We start from the raw sequence: 14,157 nt of genomic DNA on the forward strand, positions 1-14,157 counted from the left end.
CCGATGGCGGCGCATGGGGCATTTGCCCATGGCCCCCCTCGCCCTGGGTGCAGTGCCTCGCTATGTTGTACCAAGGGTCATGTCTCATGACCCTTGGAGGCCAGCGACCGCTGGCCCGCGGGTACGTGCCCGCGCAAGCCAAGCTGCCAGAGGCAGCGCCCGGCGTTTGAGGGCGCTGTTAAATACCAAGCTATCCAACCGCGGACCTTAAAACATGGCACAGGAAGAGGGACCGGCCGGCGTACCCAACGCCAAGCTGGTGCAGAGCAAGCAGCAATGGGCCGCCGAAGGCCGGTTGATGACCGGCACCGCCGCCCCGCGCAGCGACCGGCTGCCGCCGGGCCAGCGGCTGGTGAAAAACTGGCCGGTGCTGGATCTGGGCATCCAGCCGGAAGTGCCGCTGGAACAATGGGAACTGACCATCGACGGGCTGGTGGAAAATCCACTGACCTGGGGCTGGACCGATTTCCGCACCCAGCCGCCCTTCACCGATGTGTCGGACATCCATTGCGTCACCGCCTGGTCACGCTATGACAATCAATGGGAAGGCGTGTCGGCCCGGCATATCCTGGCCACCGTGCGGCCGCTGGCCGAGGCCCGGCATGTGATCTTCCATTCCTATGATGGCTATACCACCAACGTCGCCCTGTCGGTGTTCGATGATGCCGACGTGTTGCTGGCCCATAGCTGGGAAGGCAAGCCGTTGAGCGTGGAACATGGCGGACCGGTGCGCGCCATCGTACCGAAATTCTATTTCTGGAAATCCGCCAAATGGATCAAGCGGATTGAATTCGTGGCCGACGACCGCCCCGGTTTCTGGGAGGAACGCGGCTATCATAATGAAGGCGATCCCTGGACCGAACAGCGCTATGGCTGATCACCACCCCCCGCCCCGGCCGGTGTACCCGGTTGGGGGGGGGTGACCAAATAATACCAACCCGCCTAAAGGTTGACCTTTAGGCGGGTTGGAGGCCGGCGACCGCCGGCCCGCGCACCCATGTGCGCGCAAGCCAAGCTGCCGGAGGCAGCGCCCGGCATCTGAGGGAACGTAAAATCTCCCTGGATCGGTCACGATCAAGGGAGATTGTTATCATCAGCGCGCCCAGTCACGCATCCCATAACGGGTCAGCAGCTGCACCAGCTGACCATTCTTGCGCATCTCCGCCAGCTTGGCGTCGATCAGCTCGGCATAGGCCCTGGCATTGGGATCCTTGGGCGAAAAGCCGATGGACACATCGCTGGGCTCCCCCAGCGGGACATAGTTGAACAGGTTGCGGTACCCTTTGGATTCCAGCAGGTAATCGAGAACGTTGCTGTCCTCCACCATGGCGTCGATCTTGCCTTCGATCAGCATGTTCACCAGATCCTCGGTGACATTATCGCCCGATACCCGCACCATATTGGGCAGGGACTTGTTGGCATCGATGAAGGCGTTGACCGCCTCGCTGTAGAAATAATCGGTGATGGAACCGAAGCGGACAGTTTTCAGCGGGTCCAGGTTCTTCTCGCTCAGCCCTGCCAGTTCCTTGCCCCGCCGGATGACCAGAGTAGGCCGGGACAAGCCCAGGGGGGATTTCGGATAGATCAGTTCCGGCGCCTCGGTCGGTACCGAACCCAGGGCCCCTGTAATCTCACCGGCCTTGACCGCAGCCAGCGCCTTGGTCCAGGGCATCATGGCGTAAGTGACCTTATGGCCGGCCGGCTCCAACGCCGCCTTGGCAATTTCCACCAGATAGCCGGGCCGGGCACCGGGTTCGCAATTGTAGGGGCACCATGCATCGGCCCGCAGCGCCACATCGGCAGCGGCGGCACCAGCGGTCCCCAGGACCAGCGCCGCCAGCAGCGGCGCAACACGCCGCATGGCCAGTTTGCATAAAACGGTAAAAATACGCGAAATAGCCATCAGAAAAGCCCCCAACCGGAACAAGCACCCGGTGCGGTTAGTTCAAGAAAGCCCTGCTGTCAATCCCGATATCCTACGCCTTTTGTTTATAAAAGGGACGGTTCCGGTTTGCCATATCAGAAACGATACAGCAGCCCCAGCTTCACCGCTGGGTAAAAGGCCAGCGATTTCAGTTCCCGCGCCAGCCGCGCCTCTTCATTGCGGGTGATCCTGACAAAATCGGGATAGCCCGCCAGCGTGCCATCGGCCGAGAGCCGCACCCGGGGATTGCCGTAATAAAGCAACCCCAGATCCATCACCGCCAGCAAACCATCCCGCCCCACCGGCCCGGTGAAACCGATGCCGGCATAAGGCGCCATGCGGGGAAAATGGGCTGTACCACGGACCGTGCCCAGCTGTTCGGGGGTCACCCAATAAGTGGCAATATTCACCGGCCCGCGCGCCATCCCTTCGGCGCGCAGTTCAGTGAAATTGGCCCGCACGCCGAGGCTGGCCCGCCAGCCCCGGTTTTCCCAGGGGAAATAATCCAGCGTCAGCCCGCTGGAAGCCAGCCTAGCATCGCCATCATAGGAGACATTGGCAATGCCGAAATCCTTGTCGACAAAGAACAGCACCCCATCCAGCCGCAGGGCCAGATTTTCCAGGGCCTGCCATTGCCCCTCCACCCCGATGCCGCTGGAGGAAAAAACGATGCCGGCGGCCGTCTCCCCCTGGCGGCGGCTGACCGGCGTTTCCGCTGCCATCGCCACAGCGCCAAGACAAAGTACCAGAAAAAGGCCTATGACAAGGCGCATGATGGCTCCGCCGTCTTGCATCAAAGGGAGTGGGGAAATAGAGAAAACAGCAAATACTTTGCTGATCTCTTCATTAGCAGCCCGTTTCCCTTCCTGCAACAGTGCGTTGTGGATTTACTGGTATGGATGGACCGCTGATCGCTCCCCAGAGGCAAAGAATATGCCGGCATGGATCAAGGGGCCTTTTTCCGGCGTTGCACTGGACAGGCAGGGTGGCAGGCACCACTCTTGATCGGGTGAATAGTACCAACGGTCATCATTCATGACCGTTGGTAATGCTGCGACTGCCGCCGCGCCGCTTATGCGGCGTAGCCAAGCCAGCAAATGCTGGCGCCGCTGGCATAACGACAAGGGGCGGAATATCGGCATGGAATGGGTACAGCTCTCCGTCGCCATGTCACTGGATGGCCATATTGATGCTGCCGATGGCGACAGGCTGGTACTGTCCAGTGCGGAGGATTGCCATGACATGCATGGCGCCCGCGCCGCCTGTGATGCCATTCTGGTCGGCGCCGGCACGCTGCGGCGGGATGATCCCCGCCTGACCGTGCGCTATCCGGAACTGCTGGCCCAACGCCGCGCCGCCGGGATGCCGGATCAGCCGGCCAAGGTGGTGCTGACCCGATCGTGCGATATCGACCCCGATGCCGGCTTTTTCCACAATGGCGGCCGCAAGCTGGTGCTGTGCCCGCCGGAAAAGCTGGCAGCGCTGCGGCAAAGGCTGGGGGAACGGGCGGAAGTGGTAGGGTTGGCCGATGAAACCGTGTCGGCCATCCTGGCCGCCCTGCGGGCCTGCGGCATCCGCCGGCTGTTCGTGGAAGGGGGCAGCCAGGTGCTGACCCAGTTTCTGGCGGCCGGCGCCTTCCATCAGCTGCGGCTGGCCATCGCCCCCTTTCTGCTGGGCCAGCCCACGGCCCCCCGGCTGGCCGGACCGGCGGATTTCCTGCATGGGCCGGACCGCCGCCTGCGCCTGCTGGCCACCCGCAATCTGGGCAATGTGGCGGTGCTGGATCTGCTGAACGAAACGCCGATGCTGTAAGGGTGTAGAGTCAGTCCTTATCCAGCAGCCCTTCCGGGTCATCGGCATTGATGACAAGGCGGGCGGTCTCCAGGTCAAATCCGGCCCGCGCCAAGGCGGCGATATCCTTGTCGCGCCGCGCGCGGGCGGCATCCGCATCCAGCCCGCGATCTGGGCGGAAGCCGCCCAGCCGGCGGCGGCGGGCATAGGCGATGGCGGCGGCCAGATCGGCCTCACCTGTCTCTGCCCCCTCCAGCTCGCCCATGGCGGCATCCACCTCGGCATCCTCCAGCCCTTTGGCGCGCAGTTTTTGGCGGATGGCGCGGGTGGAGCCGCCACGACGCTGCAGGCCGCGCGCCTTCATTTCCGCGTAAAGCCCGTCATTCAACAGGCCGCTGCGCAGATAGCGGGCGATCAGCGCCTCGACCCATTCGGCCCCCTGTGCCGGATCGGTGTCATGGGCCTGGGCCGACGCCATCACCCGGCGCAACAGCAACCGACGCAGGTTGGCGCTGGAACTGGCGAACCGTTCCAGATAATGCAGGGCTGCCCGGTCCAGATATTCCGGCGTCACCCGCCTTATCTTGCGCCCCGGTGAAGCCGGGGTCCTGATTTCATCCATCGTTGCGCACCCTTCCTGCCCGGATTTCTTGCCCGGTGTGACAGCCGTAATTGCCCCGCCCCTGGCATGGGGGTAGTGTGGCCGCCAATTCAAAGCCTGCGGCCCCCATGCCGCCCCGGTTCCCCACGCCCAAAAGGCCATTTCGCGCCATGACGCAGCCGAGCTTTCCCATGCCCCGCCAGATGGGCGCCGTCAACTGGATCGGCCTGTCCACGCTGATCCATAAGGAAATCCGCCGCTTCCTGAAGGTCTGGGTGCAGACCATCGCCGCACCGGTGGTGACCACCCTGCTGTTCTATGCCGTTTTCGCCCTGGCCCTGGGCGGGGTGGTGCGCAAGGTGGGCGATGTGCCCTTCCTGGAATTCCTCGCCCCCGGCCTGATCATGATGGCCATCGCCCAGAATGCCTTTGCCAATTCCTCCTCCTCCGTGCTGGTGGCCAAGGTGCAGGGCAATATCGTCGATGTGCTGATGCCGCCCATCTCGGCCCTGGAACTGACCTTGGCCTATATTATCGGCGGGGTGGTGCGGGGCGCGCTGGTGGGCTTTGTCACGGCCCTGGCCATCTCGCTGTTTGTGCCGGTCGGTCTGGCCCATCCATTCTATATCCTGTTCCATGGCGTGGCGGCGGCCAGCCTGCTGGCGCTGCTGGGCCTGATCGGCGGCATCTGGGCGGAGAAGTTCGACCATATGGCGGCGGTGACCAATTTCATCGTCACGCCACTGTCTTTCCTCTCCGGTACCTTCTATTCGGTGGACAGCCTGCCGCCGACCTTCCATTTCATCGCCCATCTGAACCCGTTCTTCTATTTCATCGATGGGTTCCGCTATGGCTTCATCGGCCAGACGGATGGCACGCTGGGAACCGGCATTCTGGTGATGCTGGGCATCAATCTGGTGCTGGGCTTTGTCGCCTGGCGGATGATTGCCCGTGGTTACAAGCTGAAAGCCTGATCGCCTGACCCCATCCGGAAACCTGACGGAGACGAGCCCCATGTCGCTGGACAGCATTGCCAGCCGGCCGGCTGGCGCTTTCAACGCCGCCATCAACCGCATGGTGCCGGCCTTCCATACCCGCGCCTTCCTGACCCTGCTGGGCAAGGAGATGCGGCGGGTGTGGAAGATGGCCGCGATGATCATCGTCGCCCCGGCGCTGATGGCGGTGATCTATTTCGTCTGTTTCCTGTTCGGGCTGGGGCCGCAGCGCGGCACGCCGGAAGGTGACGCGGTGCTGTCCTTCCTGGTGCCCGGTCTGGTGATGCTGTCCATCCTGATGCGGGCGGCGGAAAATACCGGCTTCTCCCTGCTCTATGGCAAGATCGAAGGCCATGTGCTGGACCAGTTGATGGCCCCGATCGGCGCGCGGGAGGTGGTGCCCGCCTATGCCATCACCGGCATGTCGGCGGGGTTGGTCAGCGGCCTGTTCGTCTGGTTCGGATCGCTGCTGATCTGGCCGCAGCCGGTGGCCCATCCGGGGTTGGCCGTGCTGTTTGCTGCCTTGGCCGGTCTGCTGATGGCGGCCTGCGGGCTGTTGACGGGGCTGGCCTCCACCAAGTGGGACCATATGGCGGCTTACTTCACCTTCCTGTTCACGCCGCTGTCCTTCCTGTCGGGCGTGTTCGCCCCGGTGGCGGGGATGCCGCCCTTCTTCGCCCATCTGGTACAGTCCAACCCGATCTTCTATGCGATGGACGGGTTCCGTTACGCCATGATGGGGACCAGCCATCAGGATCCCGGCCTCTGTGCGCTGGTGGTCACGGGCGCGACCGCGTTACTCTATGCCCTGGCTGGGCGGCTTTATGCCATCGGCTGGCATATGAAGAATTGACCCGCTTGTAACAGGCTGGCGCCTGTGTAAACGGGATGCTGAAAATTGTAACGCCGGTGCAAACGCGGCGGACAGGGGCGGCGGCGGGCCGCATAGTCGAAGGGAAGACAGCAAACCGATGACACGCAGGATACGTCCCATGGATGGCTCCCCCTCCACCATTGCCCGCCCGCGCCTGACCCCTGGCATTCCTGCCGGCGGCATTGCTGCCGTGCTTATCGCCCTTGGCATTATCGGCTGGGGCCTGGCCGCCGGCGACAGCCGTAAAGAGGACGGGGGGGACCACAAAAGCTTCAAGATCACCATCAATGATGATGGTCCGGAAGCGCCGGTGCCACCCGCAGCGCCAGCGGCCCCCGCCGCACCCATGCCCCCCATGCCGCATTTCGATCAACGCGCCGTTGAACGGGCGGTGGAACGGGCGCAGCGGGAAATTGACCGCAATGCCACCCAGCTGGAAGCCTTGCACGCCGCCCGCCAGGGCTTGGCCGCCGCGCGTGAAAGTATGCGCAGTGCCAGCGGCAATATCCCGGATGCCGTGGACAAGGGGCTGCGGGCCGCCGAAGCCCGCATCGATGCCAAGATCGCCGCCGCCACGGCCGCCACCGCCGGCAGCGCCCAGGATGGGGTCAGCAAGGCCAGCTTCGATGCGCCCCAGGGGATTTCCCTGGTCAATCTGACCGGCGATGTGACGATCACCATCTCCAACCGCAACGACAAGACCAGCCTGGAGGTGGAGGATGGCGCCCAGGGTGTGCGCACCAACCTGAAGGATGGTGTGCTGACCATCAGCCAGGGCAATGGAACGCCGGGCAGCATCCATCTGACCCTGCCAGAATCCGCCGCCATCAGCGTGATGGATCATGTGGGTGATATCAGCATCGATGGCCGGACCAACGCGCCGGTGAAGCTGCGGATGCGGCGGGGCGATGTTTCCGCCGACCGGGTGGGCCCCGCCGATATCAACATCCTGGAAAACGGGTCGATTTCCATCGACCGGGTGGATGGGCCGCTGAAGGCCGCCATCCAGGGTTCCGGCTCCCTTGCCATCGGCCGGGCCGAAACACTGGCGCTGGAGGTCAATGGCCATGGCGAAGTGTCGGTGGACCGGGTGAATGATGCCACCAAGATCAGCGTTCCCGGCTACGCTGACGTGAATATCAATCGGGTCAACGGCCCGGTGAAGGTGGATTTCTCTGGTGCTGGTACGCTGGGGATCGAGGATGGCCGGGCTGAGCCGCTGGATGTCAATCTCAGCGGCGCGGGGGAGGTGCGGTTCAACGGTACCGCCGTCAATCCCCGCATCAATGCCACCGGCGCCGGTTCTGTGCATATTGCCCGCAAGGAAGGCAATACCCAGTTCAGCAGCAGTGGCAGCGGCAGCATCCATGTCGGGGAATGAGCCTTCCCGACCATGAATAAAAAGCCGCCAACCCGCCCGCCCAACTCGTCCAACCCCGCCACCGAAAACGGTGGCGGGGTTTTTGACGACCGGTTGAAGGCGGCGGAGCTGGAACGGCTGCGCCGGCAGGCCACCGACAGCCGGTTGCGCGAAAAGCTGCAGGAGGTCGCCAAAGCGCGGGGCGATGATCCCTATCAGCTGCTGGCCCAGGCCATCCGCCGGATGCTGCGCGGGGAATAGTGCCGGGTTGCCCTGAAAAAAACAGAGGTACCCCCAATTAAGGCAATTCCGCTGCAATCCCGACACGGGAATAGCGCAGCAATTCCCGCAAGCTGCCTGGGAGCGGTCAATCCGCCACCATCTTCCCCTGGCTTTATATAGCTGTCGGGCAACAGAGCGCACCCCGCGCAACGCCGACAGACGAACGAAGTTCGGAGGAATAAAATGCGTAGCTCCATGTTGCTGATGGCTGGTCTGACCGCCGCCCTGCTGGCCGGCACCGCCCAGGCCCAGCTGGTCGGAAATGCCACCGGCGCCGTGGGTGCCGCTTCCCAGGGCCTGACCGCCAGCGCCAGCACCGGCGCACAGGTCACCAGCCCGGTTACGGAAACCGTCGGCAGCGCTGTCAAGAAGACCGAGCACACCGCCCATCAGGCGGGTGCCAAGGTGGAGAAGGCCGGCGAAAAGGCTGAGCACCAGGGCAAGCACATCGTGGACAAGGCCAAGACCGAGGCCAAGGAAGCGGCTGCCGTAACCAGTGGTGCCGCCGCGAAGACCGAAGCCGCTGTCACGCCCACCCCGGCTGCCCCGGCCGCGACGGTTGGCACCACCGCCAGCACCAGCACCGCCACGCCGGCCGCCAAGGCCGATGTGAAGACGGAGGTGAAGGCGGAAGCCAAGACCGACGCCAAGACCGCAACGCCGAAGTAACCCACCCCCCTTCATTCTGACGATATTCAGGAGAGATCACATGTCCCGTTCCATGATGCTGATCGCTGGTCTGACCGCCGCCCTGTTTGCTGGTGCCGCCCAGGCCCAGACCGCCGCCCCCGCTGCCACCCCGGCCAGCCCCAGCGCGCCGGTGACCAGCACCGCCACCCCGGCAGCGACCCCGGCTACCCCGGCGGCCACCCCGGCCCCGGCCGCCAAGACCGAGGCAAAGCCCGAAGCCAAGGCTGAAACCGCCGGCAAGGTGGAACACAACACCCATCAGACCGCCGAAAGCGCCAAGCACCACAAGGGCAAGCACAAGACGGACAAGGCCAAGACGGAGGCTGCCAAGCCGGACGCCCCGGCGGCGACGCCCAAGTAACACCATCAAGAAGACGAAACGCCCCGGCGGCCCCTTCCGCCGGGGTTTTTCATGTGGAACAGGCTGCTGATCAGTTTTCCGGCCGCAGGGTCAGGGTCCAGCGGGCGGCACCGGGCAGGAAGGGCGTTGGGTTGCCCATCACCCAATCCTGGTGACCCACTAGATAATAGGGGGAGAGCGGGTTGCCGCTCTGGCTGCCCGGCATGTGGAAATAGCCTTCCTTTTCCCGTCCCGGTGACACGCCGAACCGCTCGCTGGCCCCGAAACCGGGGGCCTGGGCGCGCGGCTGCAGCGCGTCACCCGGCAGCGGCACATCCGGCGGATCGGTCAGCCAGGCCAGCGGCGGCAGGATGCGGGCCAGCGGATGGCCGATGCCGGCCTTGTTGCGGGCCCCCCATGTATAGGCATCCACACCGCCGGCCTGATTGATGTTACCGGCAAGGTCGGTCAGCACGGCAGACAGCAGCGCATCCCAATCGGCATAGCCGGGCGGCACCAGGGCAGCGGGGCGCTGTTCCAGCAGGCGGCGCAGCGGTGCTTCCATCTGGCGGGCCATCTCCCGCCGGCTGGGCTTTTCCGTCAGCCCCAGATAGGCCCCGTAAAGCCGCTGCGCCACGCCCTGGCGGAATTCCCGCACCAGCCGGTACCCCACACTGTCCGGCACGGCCCGCCCGCCCCAGTTTTGCACCGGGCCGACCAGGGCGGTCAGCGCCGGATCATCCTTATGCCGGCCGAGTGCCGCCAGCATCTGGCCCTGCCAGAAATCCAGCACCCCGCCCCGGTCATCCAATTGGATGGCCAGCATGTCCTTGGGCGCGAACTGGTGGCGGGCCAGCAGCGCATCGCGGATTTGCCCCTGCCGGGCCCCCATATCATAGCCGCCATCGCCCAGCAGCGCATAGGCGGCCCCGCCGACGATGCGGGCATTGGCCGTCCAGATCCGTTGATCATCCGGGTTCAGGATGGTGGGTATCTGATCGGGCGACACCATGCCGACCCAGCCCCGCCGGCCATCGGCCCAACTGGTGGGCAGCCGCCCATCCTGGCCGAACCGGTGCGGCACAGCGCCAATCACCGTCCAGGCCACGTTGCCGGCGCTATCCGTCACCACCAGATTCTGCTGCGGCTGGCGGGCTTTATGGGCGATATTGATCGCGTCGGCCACGCTGCGCGCCCGTTCCAGCCCCAGCAAGCCATGCAGGTTGATGGCGTCGGGGTCATGCGCCGTCCAGCGCACGGAAAGCCGCCGCCCCTGCCCATCGCGGCCCACCACCGGGCCCCAGATGCTCTCTTCCACCTCCAGCGTCTGGCAATCGGCCCAGGCGGGACAAATCTGTTCCGTCACCCGGGTAAGGGCGCGGGGACCATCGGGCGTCTGGTACTGATCGGCGGCCCCCTCCACCGGGTCCAGCACCACCAGATCGGCCGTATCGATATAGGAATTGGTATAGCCCCAGGCGATGCGCCCATTGCTGCCGGCCACCACCAGCGGCGTGCCCGGCAGGGTGGCACCGGTGACATCCAGATCCGGCTCCGTACCGCCGGCCATTTTCAGCCGGGCGCGGTACCAGGTGCCGGGGATCGACAGGCCCAGATGCATATCGTTGGCCAGCAGCCCGGCACCCGTGCCCGTCAAGCCGCCGCCCACAGCCCAGCCATTGCTGCCAAAGGCCGATCCGGGGGTCAGCAGCGGGGCCAGCAGGGCCGCCTTGGCCGGCGGGGCCGTGGCCAGCCCGGCCGGCAGGGCGGCCGGCATGGGCGGTTCCGGCAATTGGCTGCCATCCAGGGCGCTATCCAGGGGGGTGCCGCGCGGGAACAGGAAATCCGTCAGGTCGGCCCCCAGCCGATCCTGTGCGGCGGCCCGCGCGCGGTCCTGCCCAGCGGTGCCGCCATCCTGCAAATCCAGATACATGGCAAAGGCGGCCAGGATGCTGTCTTCGGCCTTCCAGGGCTGGGGGCTGGCCAGCAGCAGCGCATATTCAAAGGGCCGGGCGCCCAGCGCGTCCAGCCCGGCATTCACCCCTTCGGCATAGGCTTCCAGCAGGGCGCGTTCGCCGGCATCCATTGTGGCGATGATCTGCCCGGCGCGGTGGCGGAACCGGTGCAGGCGGCGGGTCTTGTCAATCTCCACCACCGGGCCGATCGGCCCCAGCAGGGCGGATAATTCCCCGGCCGATGCCCGGCGAATCAGATCCATCTGGAAGAACCGTTCCTGCCCGTGCAGGAAACCCAGGGCGCGGGCCAGATCGGCGCGGCTGCGCGCTTCCACCAGTGGCACGCCCTGGCTGTCGCGGGCGATGGAGACGGGGCCATCCAGGCCGGGGATCGGCCGCGTCCCATCCAGCACCGGGCGGGAGGCATAGAGCGTCCAGCCGACACCGGCGGCGGCCATGGCCACGATCCCGGCAATGCCGGCCAGCCCATAGCCCAGAACCCGGCCCAACCGCCGGGCCACCCCACGCCTGTTCCCCAAGATCGCCCCCTGACAAGGATCAAGACGGGCGGCAGTGTGGGTGAAAAGCAGGGGAATAGGCAAGGTGGGCGTGTGGGGAAGCCCCCTGCCCACCCTTGCTATTTCCTATTTGCCCAGCGCATCCAGCCGGCGCTGCAGCTCCGGCCGTTCCGGGGCGTTGGCGGGCAGGCTGTTCACCAGTTTCTGCCAGTAATCCCGCGCCTTGGCCGTATCACCCTGGTTGGCCGCCTGCTGGCCCAGATAATAGAGCGCCTGCGGGTTCTGCGGCTGCAGCGCCAGCACCTTTTCCATCGCCGCCAGGAATTCCGGCGTGGCCTTTCCATCGGCCGTGTCCGGGGCCAGCAGGCGGGACAGGTCCAGCCAGGCCTGAACCCGACCGGGATCGGCCTTCACCGCCCCGCGCAGGGCATCGCGGGCGGCATCCAGATTGCCCTGAACCTCCCGCGCGCGGGCCAGCCGCAGCCAGCCATCCACATCGCCAGGATTATCCTTCAGCTTGGCTTCCAGCCCATCCACCATGGAATTGATGGTGGCCTGCTGATCCTCTGCCGACATGCCGGCCATGGCCTGCATCTGTTCGGCCGACAGGGCCGGGGCCGCACCGCCCCCCGCACCAGTGCCACCCCCCTGCATCGGCCCGCGCGGGGTCTGGGGGTTGGCGGGCGGCTTGGGCTTGGGCGTGATCGCCACCGGGTCCAGGCCCACGGAAACCGCTGCCTGCTGGATCTGCTGCATCAGCAACGGCAGCCAGGGGGCGTCAGCCGGGCTGTCGCCCACCAGGGCGGTCCAGCGGTCCAGTGCACCCTTGATGTCGCCTGCCTGCTGGCGGGCCACACCCAGATAATAACGGGCGCGCGGGTTGTTGGGATCGGCCTTCACCACCTCATCAAACAGGCGATGCGCCTCCTCCCCGACAATGCCGTCGGCGGCACTGGTCAGGGTCTCGGCCAAAGCACTCATCAATTCCGGGTCGCCCTGCGACAGGCCCAAGGCGCGGCGATAGGCCATGGCGGCATCATCGATCCGGCCCATGGCGGCATAGGTCTGGCCCAGCAGGGTCCAGCCGGCCTGATCATTGGGATTTTCCTGCAGGGATTTTTCCAGGCTGGCCACGGCTTCCAGCACCTTTTCCGGCACCGCCCGCCCCTTGGGCCGTTCGGCGAAAATCTGGGCCGGCATGTTGGGATGGCCGGTGGGCAGATAGATGCCCAGCGCCACCACGGGCATGGCCAGGGTCAGGGCCAGCGCCAGCTTGCGGCTGGGCTTGGTGGCCTGGGTAGCAACAGCTTCCAGCTTATCCGCCTCCGCCGCCGCGGACAGCAGGCGGCGGCCGATCTCCGCGCGGGCCAACTTGGCCTGATCGGGCGTCAACACGCCGCGCGCCAGATCGCGCTCCACCTCTGCCACCTGCTGGGCATAGACGCCGCGGGCGAAGCTGGCTGCCTCCCCCACATCGCCGCTGGGGCGCAGCAGGGCGCGCACAAGCGGCAACAGCGCCAGCGCCGTCAGCGCCGCCGCGACAATCCAGAAACCAATCATGCCCCAGGCCCCCGCTTTTCCGCTGTCCCATCCAGCAGGGCCTGCAGCCGTGCCTCTTCCTCATCACTCAACACGGTACCGGCGGATGCCTCCACCTCCTGCCGGCGCCGGCGGAGATAGATGGCGGTGCCCAGCCCCGCAATCAGCAGCACGGCAAACGGCCCCGCCCACAAAACCAGCGTGTAGCTTTTCAGCGGCGGGCGCAGCAGCACGAAATCCCCGTACCGGTCAGTGACATAGGCCAGCACCTGATCATTGCTGTCGCCCGCCACCAGCCGTTCACGCACCAGCACCCGCAGGTCGCGCGCCAGATCGGCATTGCTGTCATCAATGGACTGATTCTGGCAGACCAGACAGCGCAGTTCCTTGGAAATCTCCCGCGCGCGAGCCTCCATCGCCGGATCGGCCAGCTTTTCATCCGGCATCACCGCAAAGGCGGGAGCGGAGAGCAGGGAGGCCAGGGCAAGCGCGGTCAAGCCCATCGCGGAACGGCGCTTGAGGGAAGAGAAAAAGCCGAGCAACGCGAGGCAGGCCGCCGACCGGCGGCCCGCGCCCCATGGCGCGTAAGCCAAGGGCGCGGATGCGCCCGCCCGGCGCTTGAGGGAAAACGATAAGCCGAGCAACGCGAGGCAGGCCGCCGACCGGCGGCCCGCGCCCCATGGCGCGTAAGCCAAGGGCGCGGATGCGCCCGCCCGGCGCTTGAGGGAACAGAAAAACTTCTTCATTTCGCCAGCTCCCGCAGCATCGGCAGGATCACGTTTTCCATATCCTGGGGCATCAGCGGGCCGACATGGCGGTAGCGGATGCGTCCGGCCTTGTCGATCACATAGGTTTCCGGCACGCCATAGACGCCGAAATTGATGCCGACCCGGCCATCCTTGTCGGCGCCAACGCTGGTATAGGGGTTGCCCAGCATAGTGAGGAAGGCTTGCGCCGCCTCGGGCTTGTCCTTGTAGTTCAGGCCACGGATGACAATCCCTTCTTCCCGCGCCAGCCGCACCAGCAGCGGATGTTCCACCCGGCAAGGCGCGCACCAGCTGGCAAAGACATTGACCAGTTGCACCTTGCCCGTCAGGTCGGTGCTGGCCAGCCCCGGCCCGCCATCGATGCCAGCCAGATCGAACACCGGCACCGGCTTGTCGATCATGGTGGAAGGCAGCTTGGACGGATCATGCGTCAGGCCGATGGCGAAATAGGCCAGCAGCACCAGGAAGATGGTGAAGGGCAGCAGCAGCAGCAGACGATGCTTGGTAACAGGCGACATGGT

15 protein-coding genes are annotated in these 14,157 nt (G+C 65.6%); 8 read left to right on the forward strand and 7 right to left on the reverse strand.

Translation table 11 applies throughout. The annotated features are described in order from the left end of the window. Window positions 1-214 precede the first annotated feature (214 nt). Window positions 215-877, forward strand: coding sequence for a sulfite oxidase-like oxidoreductase (locus PCJ49_RS12845; RefSeq protein WP_269911255.1), 663 nt, complete (start codon window positions 215-217; stop codon window positions 875-877). Window positions 878-1,093: 216 nt separating this feature from the next. Here PCJ49_RS12845 and PCJ49_RS12850 read toward each other — a convergent pair whose 3' ends face one another. Both PCJ49_RS12850 and PCJ49_RS12855 read right to left on the reverse strand, forming a co-directional pair. Beyond that, entirely contained in the window at window positions 1,094-1,861 is a 768-nt protein-coding gene (locus PCJ49_RS12850; RefSeq protein WP_269911256.1) for a transporter substrate-binding domain-containing protein, read from the reverse strand. Window positions 1,862-2,019: 158 nt separating this feature from the next. After that, window positions 2,020-2,697: a hypothetical protein gene (locus tag PCJ49_RS12855; RefSeq protein WP_269911257.1), complete on the reverse strand. Its 678-nt coding sequence runs from the start codon at window positions 2,695-2,697 to the stop codon at window positions 2,020-2,022. Window positions 2,698-2,959: 262 nt separating this feature from the next. On the opposite strand from PCJ49_RS12855, the gene PCJ49_RS12860 reads away from it, so the two are divergent. After that, window positions 2,960-3,736, forward strand: coding sequence for a dihydrofolate reductase family protein (locus PCJ49_RS12860; protein ID WP_269911258.1), 777 nt, complete (start codon window positions 2,960-2,962; stop codon window positions 3,734-3,736). Window positions 3,737-3,746: 10 nt separating this feature from the next. On the opposite strand, the gene PCJ49_RS12865 is transcribed toward PCJ49_RS12860, so the two are convergent. Further along, entirely contained in the window at window positions 3,747-4,337 is a 591-nt protein-coding gene (locus tag PCJ49_RS12865; protein WP_269911259.1) for a RecX family transcriptional regulator, read from the reverse strand. 149 nt (window positions 4,338-4,486) lie between these two features. On the opposite strand from PCJ49_RS12865, the gene PCJ49_RS12870 reads away from it, so the two are divergent. From PCJ49_RS12870 to PCJ49_RS12895, 6 genes are all read left to right on the forward strand, one after another. Then, on the forward strand, window positions 4,487-5,290 hold the full coding sequence (locus tag PCJ49_RS12870) for an ABC transporter permease (RefSeq protein ID WP_269911260.1): 804 nt from the start codon (window positions 4,487-4,489) through the stop codon (window positions 5,288-5,290). A gap of 40 nt (window positions 5,291-5,330) precedes the next feature. Next, complete coding sequence (locus PCJ49_RS12875; RefSeq protein WP_269911261.1) at window positions 5,331-6,164, forward strand: ABC transporter permease; 834 nt, start codon at window positions 5,331-5,333, stop codon at window positions 6,162-6,164. Window positions 6,165-6,303: 139 nt separating this feature from the next. Next, window positions 6,304-7,566 (forward strand): DUF2807 domain-containing protein, encoded by a 1,263-nt coding sequence (locus PCJ49_RS12880; RefSeq protein ID WP_269911262.1) that lies wholly within the window; start codon window positions 6,304-6,306, stop codon window positions 7,564-7,566. A 12-nt stretch (window positions 7,567-7,578) separates the two neighbouring features. Continuing rightward, complete coding sequence (locus tag PCJ49_RS12885; protein WP_269911263.1) at window positions 7,579-7,806, forward strand: hypothetical protein; 228 nt, start codon at window positions 7,579-7,581, stop codon at window positions 7,804-7,806. A 204-nt stretch (window positions 7,807-8,010) separates the two neighbouring features. Continuing rightward, window positions 8,011-8,496: a hypothetical protein gene (locus tag PCJ49_RS12890; protein ID WP_269911264.1), complete on the forward strand. Its 486-nt coding sequence runs from the start codon at window positions 8,011-8,013 to the stop codon at window positions 8,494-8,496. A gap of 40 nt (window positions 8,497-8,536) precedes the next feature. Beyond that, on the forward strand, window positions 8,537-8,878 hold the full coding sequence (locus PCJ49_RS12895) for a hypothetical protein (protein WP_269911265.1): 342 nt from the start codon (window positions 8,537-8,539) through the stop codon (window positions 8,876-8,878). A gap of 70 nt (window positions 8,879-8,948) precedes the next feature. On the opposite strand, the gene PCJ49_RS12900 is transcribed toward PCJ49_RS12895, so the two are convergent. The 4 genes from PCJ49_RS12900 to PCJ49_RS12915 form a co-directional block, all read right to left on the reverse strand. Further along, complete coding sequence (locus PCJ49_RS12900; RefSeq protein WP_269911266.1) at window positions 8,949-11,351, reverse strand: penicillin acylase family protein; 2,403 nt, start codon at window positions 11,349-11,351, stop codon at window positions 8,949-8,951. A 105-nt stretch (window positions 11,352-11,456) separates the two neighbouring features. Further along, on the reverse strand, window positions 11,457-12,890 hold the full coding sequence (gene ccmI, locus PCJ49_RS12905; RefSeq protein WP_269911267.1) for a c-type cytochrome biogenesis protein CcmI: 1,434 nt from the start codon (window positions 12,888-12,890) through the stop codon (window positions 11,457-11,459). After that, on the reverse strand, window positions 12,887-13,372 hold the full coding sequence (locus PCJ49_RS12910; protein ID WP_269911268.1) for a cytochrome c-type biogenesis protein: 486 nt from the start codon (window positions 13,370-13,372) through the stop codon (window positions 12,887-12,889). The genes ccmI and PCJ49_RS12910 overlap by 4 nt, the downstream gene beginning before the upstream one ends. Before the next feature lie 239 nt (window positions 13,373-13,611). Next, entirely contained in the window at window positions 13,612-14,154 is a 543-nt protein-coding gene (locus tag PCJ49_RS12915; protein ID WP_269911269.1) for a DsbE family thiol:disulfide interchange protein, read from the reverse strand. Between the last annotated feature and the right edge of the window lie 3 nt (window positions 14,155-14,157).

The organism is Niveispirillum sp. BGYR6 (assembly GCF_027568365.1).
In the GTDB taxonomy this organism is placed as follows: Bacteria; Pseudomonadota; Alphaproteobacteria; order Azospirillales; family Azospirillaceae; genus Niveispirillum.

Excerpts from the sequence above, each read along its gene's own strand:
- PCJ49_RS12845 (WP_269911255.1), top strand. The coding sequence starts at position 215 with ATGGCACAGGAAGAGGGACCGGCCGGCGTACCCAACGCCAAGCTGGTG.
- PCJ49_RS12850 (WP_269911256.1), bottom strand. The coding sequence starts at position 1,861 with ATGCGGCGTGTTGCGCCGCTGCTGGCGGCGCTGGTCCTGGGGACCGCT.
- PCJ49_RS12855 (WP_269911257.1), bottom strand. The coding sequence starts at position 2,697 with ATGCGCCTTGTCATAGGCCTTTTTCTGGTACTTTGTCTTGGCGCTGTG.
- PCJ49_RS12860 (WP_269911258.1), top strand. The coding sequence starts at position 2,960 with ATGACCGTTGGTAATGCTGCGACTGCCGCCGCGCCGCTTATGCGGCGT.
- PCJ49_RS12865 (WP_269911259.1), bottom strand. The coding sequence starts at position 4,337 with ATGGATGAAATCAGGACCCCGGCTTCACCGGGGCGCAAGATAAGGCGG.
- PCJ49_RS12870 (WP_269911260.1), top strand. The coding sequence starts at position 4,487 with ATGACGCAGCCGAGCTTTCCCATGCCCCGCCAGATGGGCGCCGTCAAC.
- PCJ49_RS12875 (WP_269911261.1), top strand. The coding sequence starts at position 5,331 with ATGTCGCTGGACAGCATTGCCAGCCGGCCGGCTGGCGCTTTCAACGCC.
- PCJ49_RS12880 (WP_269911262.1), top strand. The coding sequence starts at position 6,304 with ATGGATGGCTCCCCCTCCACCATTGCCCGCCCGCGCCTGACCCCTGGC.
- PCJ49_RS12885 (WP_269911263.1), top strand. The coding sequence starts at position 7,579 with ATGAATAAAAAGCCGCCAACCCGCCCGCCCAACTCGTCCAACCCCGCC.
- PCJ49_RS12890 (WP_269911264.1), top strand. The coding sequence starts at position 8,011 with ATGCGTAGCTCCATGTTGCTGATGGCTGGTCTGACCGCCGCCCTGCTG.
- PCJ49_RS12895 (WP_269911265.1), top strand. The coding sequence starts at position 8,537 with ATGTCCCGTTCCATGATGCTGATCGCTGGTCTGACCGCCGCCCTGTTT.
- ccmI (WP_269911267.1), bottom strand. The coding sequence starts at position 12,890 with ATGATTGGTTTCTGGATTGTCGCGGCGGCGCTGACGGCGCTGGCGCTG.
- PCJ49_RS12910 (WP_269911268.1), bottom strand. The coding sequence starts at position 13,372 with ATGGGCTTGACCGCGCTTGCCCTGGCCTCCCTGCTCTCCGCTCCCGCC.
- PCJ49_RS12915 (WP_269911269.1), bottom strand. The coding sequence starts at position 14,154 with ATGTCGCCTGTTACCAAGCATCGTCTGCTGCTGCTGCTGCCCTTCACC.